The organism is Kluyvera chengduensis, from assembly GCF_044197065.1.
Classification (GTDB): Bacteria; Pseudomonadota; Gammaproteobacteria; order Enterobacterales; family Enterobacteriaceae; genus Kluyvera; species Kluyvera ascorbata_C.
Genome location: NZ_JBIQOI010000004.1, coordinates 1 through 19813, shown reverse-complemented (window position 1 = coordinate 19813; position 19813 = coordinate 1). Strand labels below are relative to the sequence as shown.

Here is a 19813-nt window from a genome sequence, read left to right as displayed (position 1 = left end):
GCCTGATGGCGCTGCGCTTATCAGGCCTACCGTCACAACGTAGCCCGGCCAAGCGAAGCGCCGCCGGGCAAACCCATTACTCGCTTAAAAACAGCTCCAGCAGCGAGTTCAAAAACAGCTTACCGTGCTCGGTAATCTGCCAGTACTCCTCGCACTCCGTCAGATAGTTCTGCGCCAGCGCTTCATCAAGCTGCGGGCGAATCACGCTTTCATCGAGACCGGTGTAGGCGCTGAACTCCGCGCGCGGCGCTGGCTCCAGCAGACGAAAACGGTTCATGAAGAACTCGAACGGCTTATCCGCGTTTTCGACATCATGCTGACGCTCCATGTAACGCCCTTCCATATAACCGCGCGGGTGGCGAGTCTTCGCCGTGCGCAGAATACGCCCGTCCGGGAAGGTTACCTTACCGTGCGCGCCGCAGCCGATACCGAGATAGTCACCAAAGCGCCAGTAGTTGAGATTGTGCTGACACTGGTAGCCCGGTTTGGCGTAGGCCGAGGTTTCATACTGCTGATAGCCTGCGGCGGTCAGAAGTTGATGCCCCTGCTCGAAGATATCCCACAGCGAATCGTCGTCCGGCAAAACCGGTGGGCGAGAGCCGAACAGCGTATTCGGTTCAATGGTCAGCTGATACCAGGAGAGATGCGGCGGCGAAAGCTCAATCGCCTGACGCAGGTCGCTCAACGCCTCTTCCAGTGATTGATCCGGCAGCCCATGCATCAGATCGAGGTTGAAGCTACGTAGCCCCAGCTCGCTTGCCAGACGCGCGGCGCGCTTCGCCTCTTCCGGCCCGTGAATACGCCCCAGCCGCTGCAGCTTGCTGTCGCTGAAGCTCTGCACGCCGATGGAGATGCGGTTCACCCCCGCACGCTGATACTCCACAAAGCGGTCTGCTTCGACGGTGCCGGGGTTGGCTTCCATGGTGATTTCCGCGTCGCTTGCCAGGTTCAGGCGCGCACGCACGCCGTCGAGCAGGGTTTGCATTGCCGGGCCTGAAAGCAGGCTCGGCGTACCGCCACCGATAAAGATAGTCTTCACTTCACGTCCCTGTGCCCAGGCGGCATCGGCGTCTAAATCGCTCAGCAGATGCTGGACGTAGTCGTCGTGCGGCACTTCACCCTTGAGCGCGTGCGAGTTGAAGTCGCAGTACGGGCATTTCTGCACGCACCACGGGATATGAATGTAGAGACTCAGCGGGGGCAGATTAACCATTACGCATCGCTTCCAGTAACAGCTTCAGCGCCTGACCGCGGTGGGAGATAGCAATCTTCTCTTCGCGCGTGAGTTCGGCGGCGGTTTTGCCTTCCGACGGCACGAAGAAGATAGGATCGTAACCAAAGCCGCCTTCACCTGCTGGCGCGCGGGTAATCACGCCAGGCCAGCTACCGTGGCACACCAGCGGCGTTGGATCTTCGGCGTGGCGCATATACACCAGTACGCAATGGAACTGCGCCTGACGCTGGTCGTCCGGTACATCTTTCAGCGTCTCCAGCAGTTTTTCCAGGTTTTGCTGGTCGCTGGCATCCACACCGGAATAGCGGGCGGAATAGATACCCGGCGCGCCGCCAAGCACGTCAACGGCGAGGCCGGAGTCATCGGCAATCGCCGGTAACCCCGTCACCTGCGCGGCATGGCGCGCTTTGAGGATTGCATTTTCAATAAAGGTCAGCCCGGTCTCCTCGGCGGATTCCACGCCAAGCTCGGTCTGGGCAACGATATCAAGACCAAAATCAGCGAGCAGCGAGGCAAGCTCGCGCACTTTACCGGCGTTACCGGTAGCGAGGACAACTTTTTGCATGGGATATCCTAATTTGTCAGGGCAGCGATGCCCGCAGGAATGTTTTGCGGATGAATAATTTTAACCTGTTTATGCCGCCCCAGTTCACCTTTCTCAATGATGACCTGGCTTTTGGCGACCTTAAACTGCTTGGCGAGAAACTTCACCAGATGGGCATTGGCCTGCCCATCAACGGGTGGGGCGGTGATGGCGACTTTTAACTCGTCGCCATGTTCCCCGACAATCGCGTCACGGCTGGCCTTTGGCTGAATATACAGCCTCAGTACCAGCCCGTCATCACAGGGTGTGATGGCACTCATAGCGCCATCCACAGCCCTGGCAGCAGCATATTACCGGTCGCCTGCAGGACTTCAGCGATGCCCATATTGGCCGCGTACAGCAGCAGCACCAGTATCATTGGGGAGAAATCGATGCCCCCCATGGACGGCAGCAGTCGGCGAATAGGGCGCAGCAGCGGGTCGGCCAACTGCATCAGCACGAACTCCACCGGGCTACGGCCCTGGCTGACCCAGCTCATGATAGCCATCAGCAGCAGAACCCAGAAGATCAGCAGACCAATGGTTTTCAGCAGGATCAGCACCGCCGAGATCCAGATGATCGGCTGGAAGGTCACTACCATAAACAGCACGATAGCTTTGATAACGCAGAGGATAAACGCCAGCAGCAGCGACGAGCTGTCCAGCGGCCCCATCGGCGGAATGATGCGGCGCAGTGGGCCAACGATAGGCTGAGTTATCTTCACCACGAACTGAGAGAACGGGTTGTAAAAATCACAGCGCGCCCACTGCATCCAGACGCGCAGCAGTAGCACCATTGTGTACAGTTCGATAACTGTCGAGAGCAGGAAGGTCAACGTCTTCATGGCGTTCCTTGAGGTTCCTTATTTTTTTGTGTAATCACGCGCACCGAAAATGGCGGTGCCGATGCGTACCATTGTACTACCCGCCGCGATGGCGGCTTCCATATCGTCAGACATACCCAGAGATAATGTGTCGACGCTTGGGTAGTCTGCTTTCAGCCGCGCAAGAGCGGCTGCCATCTGTTGAGCGACGGCAAGTTGCCGCTCGTACTCTGTTTCCGGAGCCGGAATGGCCATCAGGCCGCGCAGGCGGACGTTTGGCAGCGCGGCAATGTCGGCGGCCAGGGCATCCAGCGCGTCCAACGGAATGCCGGATTTGCTCTGCTCATCGCTGATGTTGATTTGAATCAGCACGTTAAGCGGTGGCATCTCTGGCGGGCGTTGCTCGCTAAGACGTGTGGCTATCTTGAGGCGATCGACGGTGTGGCACCAGTCGAAATGCTCGGCAACCAGACGACTTTTGTTGGACTGCAACGGGCCGATAAAGTGCCATTGCAGTGAGGTAACGCCTTTTTCACGAAAGTGGAGGATCTTTTCCACCCCTTCCTGAACATAGTTTTCGCCAAATGCACGCTGCCCGGCGGCGACGGCTTCTTCGACCGCGCTCGCAGGTTTGGTTTTGCTCACTGCAAGCAGCGTAACTTCTTCTGAATCCCGGCCGCAACGTGCTGCTGCCGCTGAGATTTTCTCCCTGACCTGTGCCAGGTTATGCGCAATATCGTTCATATGTGCTGGTGGGTCTATGGATATACAAGAAATGGTGTCGCTTAGTGTAAAGCATAACGTATCGGATCTACACCTATGTAGCAGCGGGATGGCACGCTGGCGGCAGGCTGGTAAGCTGTTAACCGCGCCGTTTTCCTCTCCTGAACCGCAAATGCTGCTGGAAACATGGTTGAATGAAGCGCAGCAACGCGAGTGGCAGCAGCGCCATCAGCTTGATTTTGCGCTATCGCTTGCGGGCTGCCCGCGCATGAGGGCCAGCGCTTTTGCTCATAGCGGCGGAGTTTCATTGGTTCTGCGGCTGTTATCAACACGCTGCCCGGGGCTTGATGAATTGCACACGCCGGTAGCGCTGGCGGAATTACTGCGGGAAGAGAGCGGGCTGATTCTGGTGACAGGGTCCACCGGTAGCGGTAAATCAACCACCCTCGCCGCGATGGTTGATCACCTCAACCATCAGCTTGCCGGGCATATTGTGACGCTTGAAGATCCTGTTGAGTTTCTGCATGAAAGCGGAAGCTGTTTGATTCATCAGCGGGAAGTCGGGCTGCACTCCTCCTCATTTTCCGAGGCGCTACGGGCAGCGCTACGCCAGGACCCCGATGTGATCCTACTGGGTGAGCTACGTGATAGTGACACCATTAGGCTGGCGCTAACGGCTGCCGAGACCGGGCATCTGGTGCTGGCCACACTGCATACGCGAGGGGCTGCTCAGGCTATCGAACGGTTGATTGACGTGTTTCCCGCGCAGGAAAAAGATCCGGTGCGTAATCAACTGGCGAGCAGTTTATGCGCGGTGCTATCCCAAAAGCTGCAGCCGGATAAACATGGAGGGCGGGTCGCGCTGTTTGAAATGCTGATTAACACGCCGGCCGTCGGCAATCTGATTCGCGAAGGCAAGACGCATCAGCTTGCTGGCGTGATGCAAACCGGGTTACAGAGTGGAATGCAGACTTTTAGCCAGAGCTATCAACAGAGAGTAAAAGCCGGGATGCTATAACTGTGCAAAGGGAGTATAATTTTTATCCCAGCTTCGGGCAGATGAATCTACGCTTATTCTGAAACATTTTTGCCTACCACAATGTATACATTAATAACGTGATGTATTTCTTATTTTTTGAAAAATACCGCTTAAGTCATTATGTTTTAAAGCAGGTTTGTAAATATAATTATTTATACTGTTGCGTGAATGTATTCTTTTGTAATTTACGAGTGATGGTTAACAAAACATTTTTATAACGTCATACTATTTTTATTCTAATATGATGGTTGTAGCTAATCCTTTAGGATGAGTTATTTGTAATGACCCAATTACATTATGTTGCGTAGGCTTACAAAAAAAGGTTGATATTCTTTTGACACTTCTTGGCTCTTCGTTCTATTCTATTTGGGTAATTAGGACTAATCTTATGAAATATTATTTCACTTCTTAAGGTGTCCTTATTATTAATGGTATTAGGTTTACCTTTGCTTTGACTTATAAAACACCATGATGGTGGATATAGACTATGGAGAGTTTCAAAATGTTTGAAGTAACAGAGAGTGCATCTAATTCCCGCAAGATTATCCTAATCACCCATCCGTCAGTACAAGCAAACGCATTTGCCAACTACCTTGCTGAATTACTGTCCGTTTCTGTAGACGTCCACAACATCAACAAGCCACTGATGCAGCGCCTGAACAAAGGCACTGTGGTGCTGTTCGATATCGCGGTATCTAACAAGAAATTGAACGGTATCTGGCGCGATATTATTCGTACCCAGTTCGATTCTCCACGCCTGCTTATTATTAATAGTGCGCAGAAGTATGAATTATACGAAATGGCTCAATGGCCAGCATTGTACGGCGTTTTCCGTCATGATGACGAAGAATCGCGCTTAATTGAGGGCGTCAAAGCGGTCTTAAACGGCGAGCAGACGGCTGAATTGAGCGTGATGCACCCGGCGATGTATGCAGTTGAACATACAGAAGAATCCCATGACAGTGTTCCTCTGACTGAACGTGAATGCGAAATTCTGAATGAATTACGTCATGGTGCGACCAATATGGATATTGCTCGCGCACTGTTCATCAGTGAAAATACCGTACGTACCCACCTGTATAATGTATTCCGCAAGCTCAGCGTGAAAAACAGAACTCAGGCGGTAAGCTGGGCGAACGAAAATCTGCGCCACTAATCTCTGATTTCAGATTGTCAAAGCGTGGGCTGTGCGTATTCGCCACAGCCGCGTAAAACAGGTCTGTTCCCGGGAATTAATTTCCCGGGGGCTGCCGCCCTAGAAACCCTGGTCGAAATAACTTTCCAGAATCACCACCGCAGACGCTGAGTCGACGCTACCTTTGTCCAGCGCGCGAAATCCCCCGTGTTCAAACAGCCCAGCACGAGCCTCGACGGTGCTTAATCTCTCGTCATGCAGCGTAATTGCGACGCCAAAGCGGCCATGGATCTTGTTGGCAAAATTGCGCGCGCGGGCGGTCAGCGGTTGCTCGGTGCCGTCCATATTGAGCGGTAAACCGACAATCACCGTCTCTGGCTGCCACTCTTTGAGCAAGCGAGCAATCAGATTCCAGTCCGGCGTGCCGTCCTGCGCTTTCAGCGCGGCCAGCGGGCGTGCCGTTCCGGTAATGCGTTGCCCAATGGCCACGCCAATGCTGCGCGTGCCGAAATCAAAAGCCAGCAGTGTTCCACTACTCATTATGCGTGCCCCGCAGCGCCAGACATGGTCAGTATGTTGATACCAATCAGCTTAGCGGCTTCTTTCCAGCGCTCGCCAATTGGCGTTTTAAACAGAATATTGAGATCCGCAGGCGCAGTCAGCCAGGCGTTATCGAGGATCTCTTGCTCCAGCTGTCCTTTCTCCCACGAGGCATAGCCCAGCGCGACCAACACGTCATTTGGCTGGCGCGCGGTGCCGAGGGTTTCCAGCACATCGCGTGAGGTGGTGACAATGGTGTTGTCAGAGATGCGGATACTCGATGAGAACGATGCCGGCGGTGTGTGCAGAATAAAGCCACGATCTTCCGCCAGCGGGCCACCCAACATGACGGGTTTATCCAGCCGAATGGCAGGATCGCGCGGTTCAGCGGTGATCTTCAGCTTCTCGAGGATGCCATCGATCTGCAAATTTTCCAGAGGCTTATTAATGATGATGCCCATCGCGCCATCGTCGTTGTATTCGCAGATGTAAACCACGGAACGGCGGAAGATAGGATCCTGAAGGGACGGCATAGCAATAAGGAAGTGATGCTGTAAATTCATTATCAGAGGTTCTTGTCCTGTTTCAATACGCAGCTATGCCCAGTATGCGGGGAAAGTGCACGGCTGTCACCAGGCTTGCCCGTTTGCGGTGGGGCGAAAAACCTGATTGGCGGCGGGTTCCCTCCCGCCGTGTAAAGGCAATAGCTTATTTTTGCAGGCGTTTTTCAATCGCGTCCATCAGCATGCCGGTGATAGAAATCGGATATTCCGCTTCGATTTCGCGCACGCAGGTTGGGCTGGTGACGTTAATTTCCGTCAGGCGATCGCCGATGATGTCGAGGCCTACGAAGATAAGACCTTTGGCTTTCAGCGTCGGGCCGACTTTGCGGGCGATAGCCCAGTCGCTTTCGCTCAGCGGACGTGGTTCGCCACGACCACCGGCGGCCAGGTTGCCACGGGTTTCGCCGCCCTGTGGGATACGCGCCAGGCAGTAAGGCACCGGCTCGCCGTCGATGACCAGCACGCGCTTATCGCCGTCTTTGATGGCTGGCAGATAGTTCTGCGCCATGCAGTAGCGGCTGCCCAGTTCGGTCAGGGTCTCAGCGATAACGCCAATGTTCGGATCCCCTTCCTTCACGCGGAAGATAGAAGCGCCGCCCATGCCGTCCAGCGGCTTCATGATGATGTCACCGTGTTTTTCCCAGAACGCTTTCAACTGGGCTTTGTTGCGGGTCACCAGTGTTTCCGGCGTTAAGTCGGAGAACCAGGCGGTGAACAGCTTCTCGTTACAGTCGCGCAGGCTCTGCGGCTTGTTGACGATAAGCGTCCCTTTCTCTTCGGCACGTTCCAGAATGTAGGTGGCGTAGATAAATTCGGTGTCGAATGGCGGATCTTTACGCATCAGGATAACGTCGAGGTCGGCGAGCTTAATATCCTGCTCGCTGCCGAACTCGTACCATTTATCGTAGTTCTGCTCAACGCTCAGAAGACGCGTGCGGGCGTGGGATTCGCCGTTGATCAGATAAAGATCGTTCATCTCCATATAGTGGAGTTCATAGCCGCGACGCTGTGCTTCCAGCAGCATAGCGAAGCTGGTGTCTTTCTTGATGTTGATGCTTGCGATGGGATCCATCACGATGCCGAGCTTGATCATTATTGTTCTCCTTTAACCCAAATCACCAAAACGCACCTGCAGTGCGGTGATGGCGGTGAGTGCGGTAGTCTCTGTGCGCAAAACGCGAGGCCCCAACAGAATATCAGTAAACTGGTAGCGTGCGGTCATGGCAATTTCATCCGCCGACAGGCCGCCTTCCGGGCCAATCAGCAGGCGAACGCGCTCAACCGGCAGCGGCAGTGTGTTGATGCTGGCGCTGGCGCGCGGATGCAGATTGAGCTTCAGCGCATCATCCTGCTCGGCGCACCATGCCTCAACGTCCATCGCCGGGCGAATCTCCGGAACCTGGTTGCGACCGCACTGCTCGCAGGCGGCAATCGCGATTTTTTGCCACTGCTGAATCTTCTTATTCAGACGCTCGGCATCCAGTTTAACCCCGCAGCGCTCGGAAAAAAGTGGCGTAATGAGGCTTACACCCAGTTCAATCGATTTCTGGATGGTGAATTCCATTTTATCGCCGCGCGACATCACCTGGCCTAAGTGAATATGGATAGGGGATTCGCGGTCATCAAGCGTGCTGCTCTGGATTTCAACCGTCACGTTCTTTTTACCGGCGTCGGTGATAACGGCCTCAAAGACGTGATTGCTACCGTCAAACAGCTGAATGGCCTGGCCTTTGCCCATGCGTAAAACGCGCCCGACGTGGTTCGCCGCATCTTCGCATAGGGCAACCTGCGTGCCGACGGTGAGTGATTCTGGGTGATAGATGCGAGGGATGCGCATAGTCTGAATTCCATCTGTGGCTACGCCCTCTCCGCCAGGAAGAGGGCTGGGCAAAATAACAATTGCCGCTAGTGTAGGTTAGCTCTTTTGCGCCTGGCAAGCCTGCAGCACATATGGATTATGGTTGCCCTGAATTTTGGCGATGCGCTGGTCGCGTTCGCACTCCCATTGGCTGACGGGATACATTTTGTCCCAGGCGTTAAACAGTTGGGTTTGCTGGCGGGAAAGATTCAGCTGATAGCGGTCGCGCATATAGAAGTAGATACGGGCGATGGCGCCGCGTGAACGTTCCGGCGGCTCGGCGACTTTCTCTTTAAAGTCGACCTTCATGGCGCACTGGCCGTACTGACCTTCACCGCCGTTCCACTGCCCGTACATAAAGTTGCCGCGATCGCCGTTCACCTCACCGACGGCGGGCTGCAGGTTATGCATATCGCTCTCCATCTTGCGGTATTCCGGGTCTTTGGCGCAGTTCTTACGACCACCGTCCTGCCAGCACTGACGCTGATGGCCGAACTGCCACGCCGGCACGACGTGCTCCCACTCGACGCGGCTGGCGCGGTTTTCATTTTTACGCACTTTATAGCCGCAGGATTCCAGATCGATAACGCCTTTCTTACCTTGCCAGTTAATTTTACAGCCGCAGTAGAAATCGCCGGGAACGTCGCTATTCACTTTTACGCCCGCGCTTTTCGCCTGGGAAAAACTGTTAATACCTTCGGCTAGCGCCTGCCCAGAGAGTGCCGCCGCGACAAACGCCACGGCAAAAGACAAATTACGGTACATCACGAACTCCATCTCAAAACGAGCCCGCAACGTAACGAATGTGGTTGTCAGATGCAATCAGTCAGGTCAGAAAACTTCCAGATATTTCCGTTAGTTACATTTCGGCAACTAATGGTTCGCCGCAGTGGACGCAGCGGTAGGTGGCTTCACCACGCACGACGCGATTATGACGGCGAACGGTGAGCTGATGCTGCTGGCAGCGGCAGCGATAGGGGAAGGTGTTTTTGCGCACGGACTCCAGCTCGAACTGATGGGTACGCCGCGCCGGTACGCCTAGCACGCTTTCCATCATCCATTTCCACTCTTTACCGTGCGGCGCGACGCGGCCAAAGTGCTTCCAGACCAGCAGGTGCGCCAGTTCGTGCGGCACCACTTCATCGATAAACGCCTGCTGATTTTCCTGCAACAACACGGGATTGAGGCGAATTTCATACTGCTGAAGCCAAGCGGTACCCGCAGAGGTGCCGCGCTGCTGATAGACCAGTTTCGGTTCAGGGTAGTTACGCCCCAGCGCCAGGTTGGCCTGGGCGAGTTTTTCCCGCAGGCTGCGCATGACGTTTTGCTGGACGGCGATAGGAATTCGAGGGGTTTTCATAACGGCTGAGGATAGAGCGTGAAGCGGGGTGGTGCAAGGGGAAGCTTCCTCCCAGGTGGGAGGAAGCGGGATGAAGGTTAGTCGCGAGCGCCAATTTCGCGCAGCGGACGGCCCTGCATCAGGTTACGTTCAATGTGTTCCAGAGAGACGTTTTTGGTTTCTGGAATCAGCCACAGGGTCAGGAAGATGAACAGTACGTTCAGGCCGCCGTATACCCAGAAGGTGTTGGCGCTGCCGAGCGAGTTCAGCATGGTCAGGAAGGTGGCCCCGACAATCATGTTCGCAATCCAGTTGGTGGCGGTAGAGCAGGTGATACCGAAATCGCGGCCTTTCAGCGGCTGGATTTCAGAGCACAGTACCCAAATCAGCGGACCGGCGCTCATGGCGAAGCCAACGATAAACATCAGCAGCATCAGCACGGCGAAGTACTGGGCCACGGCGGAGTGAATGCCGATATGCATCATCGAGCCCAGCACGCCCATACCAACGGCCATCACGATAAAGCCGAGGATAAGGGTTGGTTTACGGCCCCAGCGGTCAACCAGGCCAATCGCAATAAAGGTCGCTAGCACGTTGGTCAGGCCAACGATAACGGTACCCCACATCTGTTCGGTGGTATTGGTGTAGCCTGCCAGTTCAAAGATCTTCGGTGCGTAGTACATGATGACGTTCATACCGGTGAACTGTTGCATTACCTGCAGCAGCACGCCGAGGAACACCGCGCGGCGGAAGTTGCTGTTCTCTTTGAACAGCGCCCAGCCGCTCTGTTTTACCTTCAGGCTTTCACGGATTTCATCCAGCTCGCGTTTGGCTTCTGCGCTGGTATCACGCAGACGCATCAGGACACGCTCGGCATCGTTAAAGCGACGTTTAGCGGCAAACCAGCGCGGGCTGTCCGGCAGGAAGATAACGCCTATCAGCAGCAGTACCGCAGGAATGATGATAACGCCGAGCATCCAGCGCCATGCGCCGCTATAGCTGAACGCGGTATCGGACAGGTACGCGCCGAGAATACCGATAGTAATCATCAGCTGATACATGGAAATCATGCTGCCGCGGATTTTTTCCGGCGCGATTTCAGACAGGTACAGCGGTGCGGTGTAGGAAGCCACACCCACTGCCAGGCCAAGCAGCACGCGGGAAAGCAGCAGCACTTCAACGTTCGGCGCGGCGGCGGAGAACAGGGAACCGGCAACGAACAGGATCGCACCGATCATCAGGCTTTTCTTACGGCCCAGCTTGAAGGAAAGCCAGCCGCTGCCGACCGCCCCGACCGCTGCGCCGAACATCATGGAACTGACCACCCACTCCTGCGTATGCGGGCTGAGTTGGAAATCGGTAGTAATAAAGGGCAGTGCACCGGCAATAACGCCGATATCAAGGCCAAACAGCAGTCCGGCCAGCGCCGCTAAGAAGCAGACAAAGAAGGTCATTGTCTTGTTCGAGCGACCCTGTTTTTTATTGTTAGGCATGATGCTCTCCAATTGAGTCATTGATTCTATCGATGCTTAGGGTAGGAGAGTATGTAGTAAAAAAATGTGATTACAATCACGACTGTGTAATCGGTTACACTGATGTTTAGGTTATGGTTTGGTTAAATATCAATAAAATCATGATGTTGATTGTGTTTTAAGAAAAATGAAAATACCAATAATGAGACTTTACTGAAACATGAAGCATTAATATGAAAAGGTGTTTCATGGCTTGCGATGAAGGCTTGTGTAGCGCGGTACTATTAATGTAATCGCTTTCACAAAATTGTGTGTAACTGTAAATTGTTACGTAAAAGAGATGAATGCTGTGGTGCGGGTATTTCCCCGGTACATGGCTCGTAGCCCGGCCGAGCGCAGCGACGCCGGGAACAGCTCCCAAAGCTACAGGCATAAAAAAAGCCAGCACAAGGCTGGCTTTCATCAAAACGGGTAAACCTTATTTCAGGCCAGCCGCTTCGCGCAGCTGAGCTGCTTTGTCGGTTTTTTCCCATGGGAAGGTTTCGCGACCGAAGTGACCGTATGCTGCCGTCTCTTTGTAGATTGGGTGCAGCAGATCCAGCATCTGGATAAGGCCATATGGACGCAGGTCGAAGAACTCGCGAACCAGACCAATCAGCTGCTCAGCAGGCACTTTCTCAGTACCGAAGGTTTCCACCATGATGGACGTTGGTTCAGCCACGCCGATAGCGTAGGAAACCTGAATCTCACAGCGGTCAGCCAGGCCAGCGGCAACGATGTTTTTCGCCACATAGCGTGCTGCGTAGGCTGCAGAACGGTCAACTTTAGAAGGATCTTTACCGGAGAATGCACCGCCACCGTGACGAGCCATGCCGCCGTAGGTATCCACGATGATTTTACGACCGGTCAGACCACAGTCACCCATTGGGCCACCGATAACGAAACGACCGGTTGGGTTGATAAAGAATTTGGTCGATGCGTTCAGCCATTCGGTAGGCAGAACAGGCTTGATGATCTCTTCCATCACTGCTTCTTGCAGGGATTTCTGATCGATGCTTTCAGCGTGCTGAGTAGACAGAACCACCGCATCAATACCAACAACTTTACCGTCGTCGTACTGGAAGGTGACCTGGCTTTTAGCGTCAGGACGCAGCCATGGCAGGGTGCCGTTTTTACGCACTTCAGCCTGACGCTGCACCAGACGGTGTGCGTAGGTGATTGGCGCTGGCATCAGCACGTCGGTTTCGTTGGTCGCATAGCCAAACATCAGACCCTGGTCGCCTGCACCCTGTTCCAGCGGATCGGCACGGTCAACGCCCTGGTTGATGTCCGGAGACTGCTTACCGATAGCGCTCAGTACGGCACAAGAATTGGCATCAAAGCCCATATCAGAATGCACATAGCCAATTTCGCGAACGGTTTTACGGGTGATCTCTTCGATATCAACCCATGCGCTAGTGGTGATTTCACCACCGACCAGCACCATACCGGTTTTGACGTAGGTTTCACACGCTACGCGGGCTTTCGGATCCTGCTCGAGGATGGCATCCAGCACGGCGTCGGAAATTTGGTCAGCGATTTTGTCAGGATGCCCTTCAGATACAGACTCGGACGTAAAAAGGTGTTTTGCCATATTTAATATCACCCAATGAGAATTTGGTTAGCTCAAACTGTTGTATTGAATAATCACGATGGAAGATTATACCACGGACTTAATGGTTGCCGTCACTGGCAGTCTGAGTGTTAATCGGTATAGATGGATTAACATCTGGACGGCTATTTTAGGTCACATCTTCACCTCATTGCCAGTTTTTTTTGAGATAGCTCGCATTCTGTTGCAATGGTTAACGGAAATTTTTCCTGACACTGCTGGCAATGCGCGCATTTATATTTTGCATTTTAGGTAGGTTATCGGTATAAAACGCCGCGCGCGGCTCATACAAAAAAGCACACGTCATTTTTCGTGTTGCCACTTCCAGCCGGGCTAAGACTTTTGCTTTGGCTTGAGGTTCGTCTTTCGGGGCGGCCGTGGAGGTGATACGAGATAATGAACCGTTGTATTCTGCTGATTCTACCGTGCCGTCCTGGCGCGACTATGTTCCCCGCAACCCTCCATTCTGCTTTGCATACCAGCCGATGTTATACCCATTTCGGCGCTTCTCAGGACTCCAGAGCCGGTAGGTAACTGAAGACTGAACAAGGGCGCTCTTGTCAAAACAAGAGTTTTCTCGTGGTTTCTCTGAACCGTCATAATGTGTTCAGGTGCTTGTTTTATAATGATATGAATAAGAAACCGGTCGCACAGTCGGGGCGCCAGCATGTTCTGCTGCCTATTCAGGCTGTATATGGGTTGTTATCGCAACGTCACGCTGCGATAGTAGTTAACTGTTTTACACTTGTTATAAATAATTGAGGTTCGCTATGTCTGACGACATTTCATTCGATTCGCATTCGTCAGCAGGCGAACGCGGTGTACTACGTTCCATGCAGGAGGTTGCGATGAGCTCCCAGGAAGCCAGCAAAATGCTACGCACATACAACATTGCCTGGTGGGGCAATAACTACTACGACGTCAACGAGCTTGGCCACATCAGCGTCTGTCCAGACCCGGATGTACCGGAAGCGCGCGTTGACCTCGCCGAGTTGGTAAAAGCACGTGAAGCACAGGGGCAGCGTCTGCCTGCGCTGTTCTGCTTCCCGCAGATCCTGCAGCATCGTCTGCGCTCGATTAACGCGGCGTTCAAACGCGCGCGTGAATCTTACGGCTACAACGGCGACTACTTCCTGGTTTACCCTATAAAGGTTAACCAGCATCGTCGCGTCATTGAATCCCTGATCCACTCCGGCGAACCGCTGGGTCTGGAAGCCGGTTCTAAAGCTGAACTGATGGCGGTGCTGGCACACGCGGGCATGACCCGTAGCGTGATCGTCTGTAACGGCTATAAAGACCGTGAATACATTCGTCTGGCGCTGGTTGGCGAGAAGATGGGCCACAAGGTCTATCTGGTTATCGAAAAGATGTCCGAAATCGCCATCGTACTGGAAGAAGCCGAACGTCTGAACGTGGTACCACGCCTTGGCGTGCGTGCGCGTCTGGCCTCTCAGGGTTCCGGTAAATGGCAGTCTTCCGGCGGCGAAAAATCCAAGTTCGGCCTGGCGGCAAACCAGGTGCTGCAACTGGTGGAAATTCTGCGCGAGCGTGGCCGTCTGGACAGCATTCAACTGCTGCACTTCCACCTCGGCTCGCAGATGGCGAACATTCGCGATATCGCCACCGGCGTACGTGAATCCGCCCGTTTCTACGTTGAGCTGCACAAGCTTGGCGTGAACATTCAGTGCTTCGACGTGGGCGGTGGCTTGGGCGTGGACTACGAAGGTACCCGCTCGCAGTCCGACTGCTCCGTGAACTACGGCCTGAACGAATATGCCAACAACATCATCTGGGCGATTGGCGACGCGTGTGAAGAGCACGGTCTGCCGCATCCGACGGTGATTACCGAATCGGGTCGTGCGGTTACCGCGCACCACACGGTGCTGGTTTCTAACATTATCGGCGTTGAGCGTAGCGAACATACCGAAGCCACTCCACCTGCAAACGATGCGCCGCGCGCGCTGCAAAGCATGTGGGAAACCTGGCAGGAGATGCACGAGCCGGGCAATCGCCGCTCGTTGCGCGAATGGCTGCACGACAGCCAGATGGACCTGCACGATATTCACGTCGGCTACTCTTCAGGCACCTTTAGCCTGCATGAGCGCGCGTGGGCCGAGCAGCTTTATCTGAATATGTGCCACGAAGTGCAGAAACAGCTCGACCCGAGCAACCGCGCGCACCGTCCGATTATCGACGAACTCCAGGAACGTATGGCGGATAAGATTTACGTCAACTTCTCGCTGTTCCAGTCTATGCCGGATGCGTGGGGTATCGATCAGCTGTTCCCGGTGATGCCGCTGGAAGGGCTGAATCAGGTGCCGGAGCGCCGTGCGGTGCTGCTGGATATTACCTGTGACTCCGACGGTGCTATCGACCACTACGTCGACGGCGACGGGATTGCGACCACCATGCCGATGCCGGAATACGACCCAGAGAACCCGCCGATGCTGGGCTTCTTCATGGTTGGGGCATATCAGGAGATCCTCGGTAACATGCACAACCTGTTCGGCGATACCGAAGCGGTTGACGTGTTTGTCTTCCCTGACGGTAGCGTGGAAGTGGAGCTGTCTGATGAAGGCGATACCGTGGCGGATATGCTGCAGTACGTACAGCTAGACCCGAACACCCTGCTGACGCAGTTCCGTGACCAGGTGAAAAACACCGATCTCGACGCTGAGCTGCAGCAGCAGTTCCTGGAAGAGTTTGAGGCCGGTTTGTACGGCTATACTTATCTGGAAGACGAGTAACGGTAAATGCCCGGTGGCGCTGCGCTTACCGGGCCTACGAAAGTAGGCCGGATAAGGCGAAGCCGCCATCCGGCAGTCGGGTTCAGCGGCGGCCACATTTACGGCACTCACTTGAATCCGTACAAATTAACGGCGATAATCCGCCGCAAATATGCAGTTACCAAATCAATCCCTTCCTCGTCGGGCCTAACGACGCGGAGGGGATTTTTTTTACAGTGATTTTAAAAGAGGTCAGCACATGAGCACCTTGGGTCATCAATACGACAACTCCCTGGTTTCCAACGCGTTTGGTTTTCTTCGTCTGCCGATGAACTTCATGCCGTACGACAGCGACGCGGATTGGGTTATTACTGGCGTACCGTTTGATATGGCGACCTCAGGTCGCGCCGGTGGCCGTCACGGTCCGGCGGCCATTCGTCAGGTTTCCACCAACCTGGCCTGGGAGCACAACCGCTTCCCGTGGAACTTCGACATGCGCGAGCGCCTGAACGTAGTGGACTGCGGTGACCTGGTTTACGCCTTCGGCGATGCCCGCGAGATGAGCGAAAAATTGCAGGCACATGCGGAAAAACTGCTGGTGGCGGGCAAGCGCATGCTCTCCTTCGGCGGCGACCACTTCGTCACGCTGCCGCTGCTGCGCGCGCACGCTAAGCACTTCGGCAAAATGGCTCTGGTGCACTTCGATGCCCACACCGATACCTACGCTAATGGCTGCGAGTTCGACCACGGCACCATGTTCTTCACCGCGCCAAACGAAGGTCTGATCGATCCGAACCATTCCGTCCAGATTGGTATCCGTACCGAGTTCGACAAAGACAACGGCTTCACCGTGCTCGACGCTGGTCAGGTGAACGATCGTACCGTGGACGACATCATCGCGCAGGTGAAGCAGATCGTTGGCGATATGCCGGTCTACCTGACCTTTGATATCGACTGCCTGGATCCCGCGTTTGCACCGGGTACCGGTACGCCGGTGATCGGCGGTCTGACTTCCGATCGTGCCATTAAACTGGTGCGCGGTCTGAAGGATCTGAACATCGTCGGGATGGATGTGGTTGAAGTGGCTCCGGCCTACGATCAGTCCGAAATTACCGCATTGGCAGCGGCGACGCTGGCGCTGGAGATGCTGTATATCCAGGCTGCGAAGAAGGGCGAGTAAGGCCTTCGCGGAGGTTCCCCGGCGTCGACGTAAACGCCTCGGCCGGGCTACGATTAACATGTAGCCCAGCCGAGCGCAGCGACGCCGGGAACCACCCAACGATTAGAACGCGTTGAACGGATACTCTACATAAACGCGTACTTCATTACCGCTGACGTTATAGTCGCTGGCGTTGCTGGAAACGCGCAGCACCGAGTAGCGGACCTTAAACTTCAGATCTTTCGCCGGGCCGTCCTGGACCTGGTACTGCACCTGGTTAAACCACTCGTGCTCTTTACCGTTATTGGTTTCCGCCGTTTTGATGTTATCGCCGCGAACGTACGCGGTGGTCCAGCTCAGACCCGGTAAGCCCAGTCTGCCAAAGTCCAGCGCATAAGATGCCTGCCATGAACGTTCGTCTTCACCGTTAAAATCAGACCAGTAAGAGTTTGCCAGCCAGATGGTATTGCCGCCGTCACCGACGCCGCCCTGATCCTGGTAGCTGCCGTAGTGATAGCCGGTGCTGCCGCTGCTTTGCTGGTAAGCAATTTTGAAGGTGTGAATATCCCAGATATAGCTGGTGGCCAGGCTCCAGATACTGTTGCTGCGGCCGGTATCCAGCGAGTCGGCGTATTCCTGAACCAGGCGAGAGTTATAGCCGTTGAAGTCGAAGACCAGTTTCTGACTAGTCGTCAGCGGCTGTGCGTAGTTCAGGCCGAGGTACTGCTTGTTCAGCACGTCTTCAACGTTAGAGGCGTACAGTGCACCACTCAGTTGGTCGTTAAACTGATAGCTCGCGCCGCCGAAGGTGATGCTCGTCAGGCCGCTGTTGTGGCTGTCGTCGCTTTTACGCTGCTCGTCGGTGAAGTAACCGGCGTTCACTTCCAGACCGTCGATCTCTTTAGAGGTCAGCATGGTCCCGGTGAAGGTTTCATACAGCAGACGCGAATCGTCGGCGTAGAGAATCGGTAACGCCGGGCGCTGGGTACCGTAGCTCAGTACGGTATTGGAGAAGCGCATTTTGGCGGTTGCGCCGAATTTAGCTAAATCAGATTTTGCTCGGCCGTCGTTATCCTGGGCGAAAAAGTCGATACCGCCCGCGCCGCTGTTTCCGCGGCCGCCGTCCAGACGCACGCCGTACTGGGCGATACCGTCTACGCCAAAGCCGATAGGGCCCTGGGTGAAGCCGGACTCAAAGGTCGCGATAAAGCCCTGGCCCCATTCGCTCTTATCGTGCAGCCCATCGCGATAATCGCGTTTGATATAAGCGTTACGTAAGAAGAGATCCAGGTGGCTGTCATCAATAAAACCCTGGCTGTCGGATTGTTGGCTCGCAAAAGCTGGCGCAGAGGCAATAATACTTAAAGCAATTAACGTTAATTTCTTTTTCACGGAGGGAACTTCTCTGTTTATCTGACGGTCGAATTGTGTTGTTACAATTCGGATATTCGCCTGAATAAGTATCAAAAGCAATCATTGTATGAATGGATGTGTCGCTGAGAGGTACTACGCAGGGTGCGCCGCGTCTGGCTTTGCTAAAACCCTCTGGACTATTTAAAAATACGGCGAATGAACTTCCTGAAAGGTAAATAGTATATTTTTGATTTAATACCCAGGATAAATGTTTGAGTGTGGCGGGAGCGGCTTATATATTTGACGGATGCTATATCTGCGTATATTTAACGGTTCGTGCGCTTAAATTATCAATTCATGCCATTTAGCCATTATTAATATTTTTTTCTTATCAAAGCAAGAGGGGCAATATTGCCCCTCTGAATAATTATTTAATGCCGTCCGCCTGTAAGCGGTCGCGGATATGCTGGGCACGCGCCTGAGAAGCAGGGTGATCGTCAAACATGGAGCTTTGACGACCATCTTCGAGTTTAGACAGCTTCTCGAAGCTGGTGGCAAGCCCGGTCGGGTTGATCCCTCGCTTGCGCAGCAGATCATAAGAGTAGTCATCGGCTTCCGACTCCTGACGCTGAGAGAACTGCGAGTTCACCAGTTTTTCGCCAAGATCGCCAAGCTGTGACTGCGACAAGCTTCCCACGATGCCGCCAGCGGATGCCGCTGCAGCGCGTAGGGCGTTGGTGCCAATCGCCACCTGCATTCCTTTCTTCACGTGGCCGAGCGCAACGTGGCCCATTTCGTGGCCAACCACAGCTTCGACTTCATTATCATTCATCAGATCCATCAGGCCGCTATACACACGGATACAGCCGTTGGCCATGGCGAAGGCGTTGACGTCTTTCGCCACGTAGACTTTGTAGTTCACTGGCTGACCGTTAATGTTATCGCCAAGCGCCGCCGCTATCTTATTGAGTCGCTGAACATAAGCGCTGTCTGCTGGTGCGATGGTAGCCTTACTGTCCATATCCTTACAGGCCTGGTCGCTTAGCGCCTGAACCTGTTGATCGCTCAAGGAAAATGCCTGCAAAGCGCCGGTGCTCGAGCTTAATAAGCCATTTGAATCCATATTCTGGCAGCCGCTTAGCAGTAAAGTCGCGCCAAACGCCAGAATCATCGCCCGTTTCTTCATGAGATTGCTTCCAAAGTCGTTTATCTGAAAATGCTCTGGAACTGCACCACCAGAGTTAAGCGTAAGTATAAAGAATATCGCGGCTTACGAGCGAGTGGATTACATCTTGTTAACCTCTGTTCCAGAGATTTCTGAAGTGGCAAAAGGATGCTCCATGTACATGCTTTGTCGCATAGGTTACATTGTTGACACTTTTTTCTGGCATAGCCCGTAACGTGCGCCTCTCGTGACGTTAGGGTTGCCTTCAACAGTCCGAACTGGAGTCAAAATGTCCTCACGTAAAGAGCTTGCTAATGCTATTCGTGCGCTGAGCATGGACGCAGTACAGAAAGCCAATTCCGGTCACCCGGGTGCCCCTATGGGTATGGCTGACATTGCCGAAGTCCTGTGGCGTGATTTTCTGAACCATAACCCACAGAACCCGTCCTG

General features: G+C 54.1%; 22 protein-coding genes. 7 read left to right on the top strand and 15 right to left on the bottom strand.

The window, feature by feature from the left end:
- Positions 1-76 precede the first annotated feature (76 nt).
- From hemW to ACH1XZ_RS12665, 5 genes are read right to left on the bottom strand one after another with little or no spacing between them, the layout of a single operon-like run.
- Positions 77-1213, bottom strand: a complete 1137-nt coding sequence (gene hemW, locus ACH1XZ_RS12685; protein ID WP_395595851.1) for a radical SAM family heme chaperone HemW — start codon at positions 1211-1213, stop codon at positions 77-79.
- A complete protein-coding gene (locus tag ACH1XZ_RS12680; protein ID WP_395595850.1) occupies positions 1206-1799 on the bottom strand; it encodes an XTP/dITP diphosphatase in 594 nt (197 codons plus the stop codon). The genes hemW and ACH1XZ_RS12680 overlap by 8 nt, the downstream gene beginning before the upstream one ends.
- Positions 1800-1807: 8 nt before the next feature.
- On the bottom strand, positions 1808-2098 hold the full coding sequence (gene yggU / locus ACH1XZ_RS12675; RefSeq protein WP_395595849.1) for a DUF167 family protein YggU: 291 nt from the start codon (positions 2096-2098) through the stop codon (positions 1808-1810).
- Entirely contained in the window at positions 2095-2661 is a 567-nt protein-coding gene (locus ACH1XZ_RS12670) for a YggT family protein (protein WP_395595848.1), read from the bottom strand. The genes yggU and ACH1XZ_RS12670 overlap by 4 nt, the downstream gene beginning before the upstream one ends.
- A gap of 18 nt (positions 2662-2679) precedes the next feature.
- Positions 2680-3384 (bottom strand): YggS family pyridoxal phosphate-dependent enzyme, encoded by a 705-nt coding sequence (locus ACH1XZ_RS12665; protein WP_395595847.1) that lies wholly within the window; start codon positions 3382-3384, stop codon positions 2680-2682.
- A gap of 16 nt (positions 3385-3400) precedes the next feature.
- Between ACH1XZ_RS12665 and ACH1XZ_RS12660 the strand changes: the two genes are divergently transcribed.
- Complete coding sequence (locus tag ACH1XZ_RS12660; protein WP_395595846.1) at positions 3401-4381, top strand: type IV pilus twitching motility protein PilT; 981 nt, start codon at positions 3401-3403, stop codon at positions 4379-4381.
- Positions 4382-4904: 523 nt separating this feature from the next.
- Entirely contained in the window at positions 4905-5558 is a 654-nt protein-coding gene (locus ACH1XZ_RS12655) for a LuxR C-terminal-related transcriptional regulator (RefSeq protein WP_395595845.1), read from the top strand.
- A gap of 99 nt (positions 5559-5657) precedes the next feature.
- On the opposite strand, the gene ruvX is transcribed toward ACH1XZ_RS12655, so the two are convergent.
- From ruvX to metK, 8 genes are all read right to left on the bottom strand, one after another.
- Positions 5658-6077, bottom strand: a complete 420-nt coding sequence (ruvX, locus tag ACH1XZ_RS12650) for a Holliday junction resolvase RuvX (RefSeq protein ID WP_035892025.1) — start codon at positions 6075-6077, stop codon at positions 5658-5660.
- Positions 6077-6640, bottom strand: a complete 564-nt coding sequence (locus tag ACH1XZ_RS12645; protein ID WP_333496526.1) for a YqgE/AlgH family protein — start codon at positions 6638-6640, stop codon at positions 6077-6079. Before ACH1XZ_RS12645 ends, ruvX begins: the two co-directional genes overlap by 1 nt.
- Positions 6641-6785: 145 nt before the next feature.
- The gene (gene gshB / locus ACH1XZ_RS12640) at positions 6786-7733 is read right to left on the bottom strand and encodes a glutathione synthase (protein WP_035892023.1); all 948 of its coding nucleotides are present in this window, start codon (positions 7731-7733) and stop codon (positions 6786-6788) included.
- Between the two features lie 12 nt (positions 7734-7745).
- Positions 7746-8477 carry a 16S rRNA (uracil(1498)-N(3))-methyltransferase gene (gene rsmE / locus ACH1XZ_RS12635; protein WP_185668318.1) on the bottom strand — a complete coding sequence of 244 codons (732 nt, stop codon included), beginning with the start codon at positions 8475-8477 and terminating at the stop codon, positions 7746-7748.
- Positions 8478-8555: 78 nt separating this feature from the next.
- Complete coding sequence (gene endA, locus ACH1XZ_RS12630) at positions 8556-9263, bottom strand: deoxyribonuclease I (RefSeq protein ID WP_333496527.1); 708 nt, start codon at positions 9261-9263, stop codon at positions 8556-8558.
- 94 nt (positions 9264-9357) lie between these two features.
- Positions 9358-9858, bottom strand: a complete 501-nt coding sequence (locus ACH1XZ_RS12625) for a SprT family zinc-dependent metalloprotease (protein WP_074398731.1) — start codon at positions 9856-9858, stop codon at positions 9358-9360.
- A 77-nt stretch (positions 9859-9935) separates the two neighbouring features.
- Positions 9936-11330: a sugar porter family MFS transporter gene (locus ACH1XZ_RS12620; protein WP_395595844.1), complete on the bottom strand. Its 1395-nt coding sequence runs from the start codon at positions 11328-11330 to the stop codon at positions 9936-9938.
- Positions 11331-11787: 457 nt separating this feature from the next.
- Positions 11788-12942, bottom strand: coding sequence for a methionine adenosyltransferase (gene metK, locus ACH1XZ_RS12615; RefSeq protein ID WP_395595843.1), 1155 nt, complete (start codon positions 12940-12942; stop codon positions 11788-11790).
- A 414-nt stretch (positions 12943-13356) separates the two neighbouring features.
- Between metK and ACH1XZ_RS23370 the strand changes: the two genes are divergently transcribed.
- The 4 genes from ACH1XZ_RS23370 (at position 13357) to speB (ending at position 16866) form a co-directional block, all read left to right on the top strand.
- Positions 13357-13494, top strand: coding sequence for a hypothetical protein (locus tag ACH1XZ_RS23370; protein WP_459253853.1), 138 nt, complete (start codon positions 13357-13359; stop codon positions 13492-13494).
- A 96-nt stretch (positions 13495-13590) separates the two neighbouring features.
- Entirely contained in the window at positions 13591-13722 is a 132-nt protein-coding gene (gene yqgB, locus ACH1XZ_RS12610; protein WP_395595842.1) for an acid stress response protein YqgB, read from the top strand.
- Positions 13723-13730: 8 nt separating this feature from the next.
- Positions 13731-15707 (top strand): biosynthetic arginine decarboxylase, encoded by a 1977-nt coding sequence (gene speA / locus ACH1XZ_RS12605; protein ID WP_395595841.1) that lies wholly within the window; start codon positions 13731-13733, stop codon positions 15705-15707.
- Positions 15708-15945: 238 nt separating this feature from the next.
- Complete coding sequence (gene speB / locus ACH1XZ_RS12600) at positions 15946-16866, top strand: agmatinase (RefSeq protein ID WP_395595840.1); 921 nt, start codon at positions 15946-15948, stop codon at positions 16864-16866.
- Positions 16867-16968: 102 nt separating this feature from the next.
- On the opposite strand, the gene ACH1XZ_RS12595 is transcribed toward speB, so the two are convergent.
- Positions 16969-18237 carry an OprD family outer membrane porin gene (locus ACH1XZ_RS12595; protein ID WP_395595839.1) on the bottom strand — a complete coding sequence of 423 codons (1269 nt, stop codon included), beginning with the start codon at positions 18235-18237 and terminating at the stop codon, positions 16969-16971.
- A gap of 388 nt (positions 18238-18625) precedes the next feature.
- Positions 18626-19384, bottom strand: a complete 759-nt coding sequence (gene loiP / locus ACH1XZ_RS12590) for a metalloprotease LoiP (protein ID WP_395595838.1) — start codon at positions 19382-19384, stop codon at positions 18626-18628.
- A 268-nt stretch (positions 19385-19652) separates the two neighbouring features.
- Here loiP and ACH1XZ_RS12585 point away from each other — a divergent pair.
- On the top strand, positions 19653-19813 hold a 161-nt coding region (locus ACH1XZ_RS12585; protein ID WP_395596054.1), incomplete at its 3' end, for a hypothetical protein.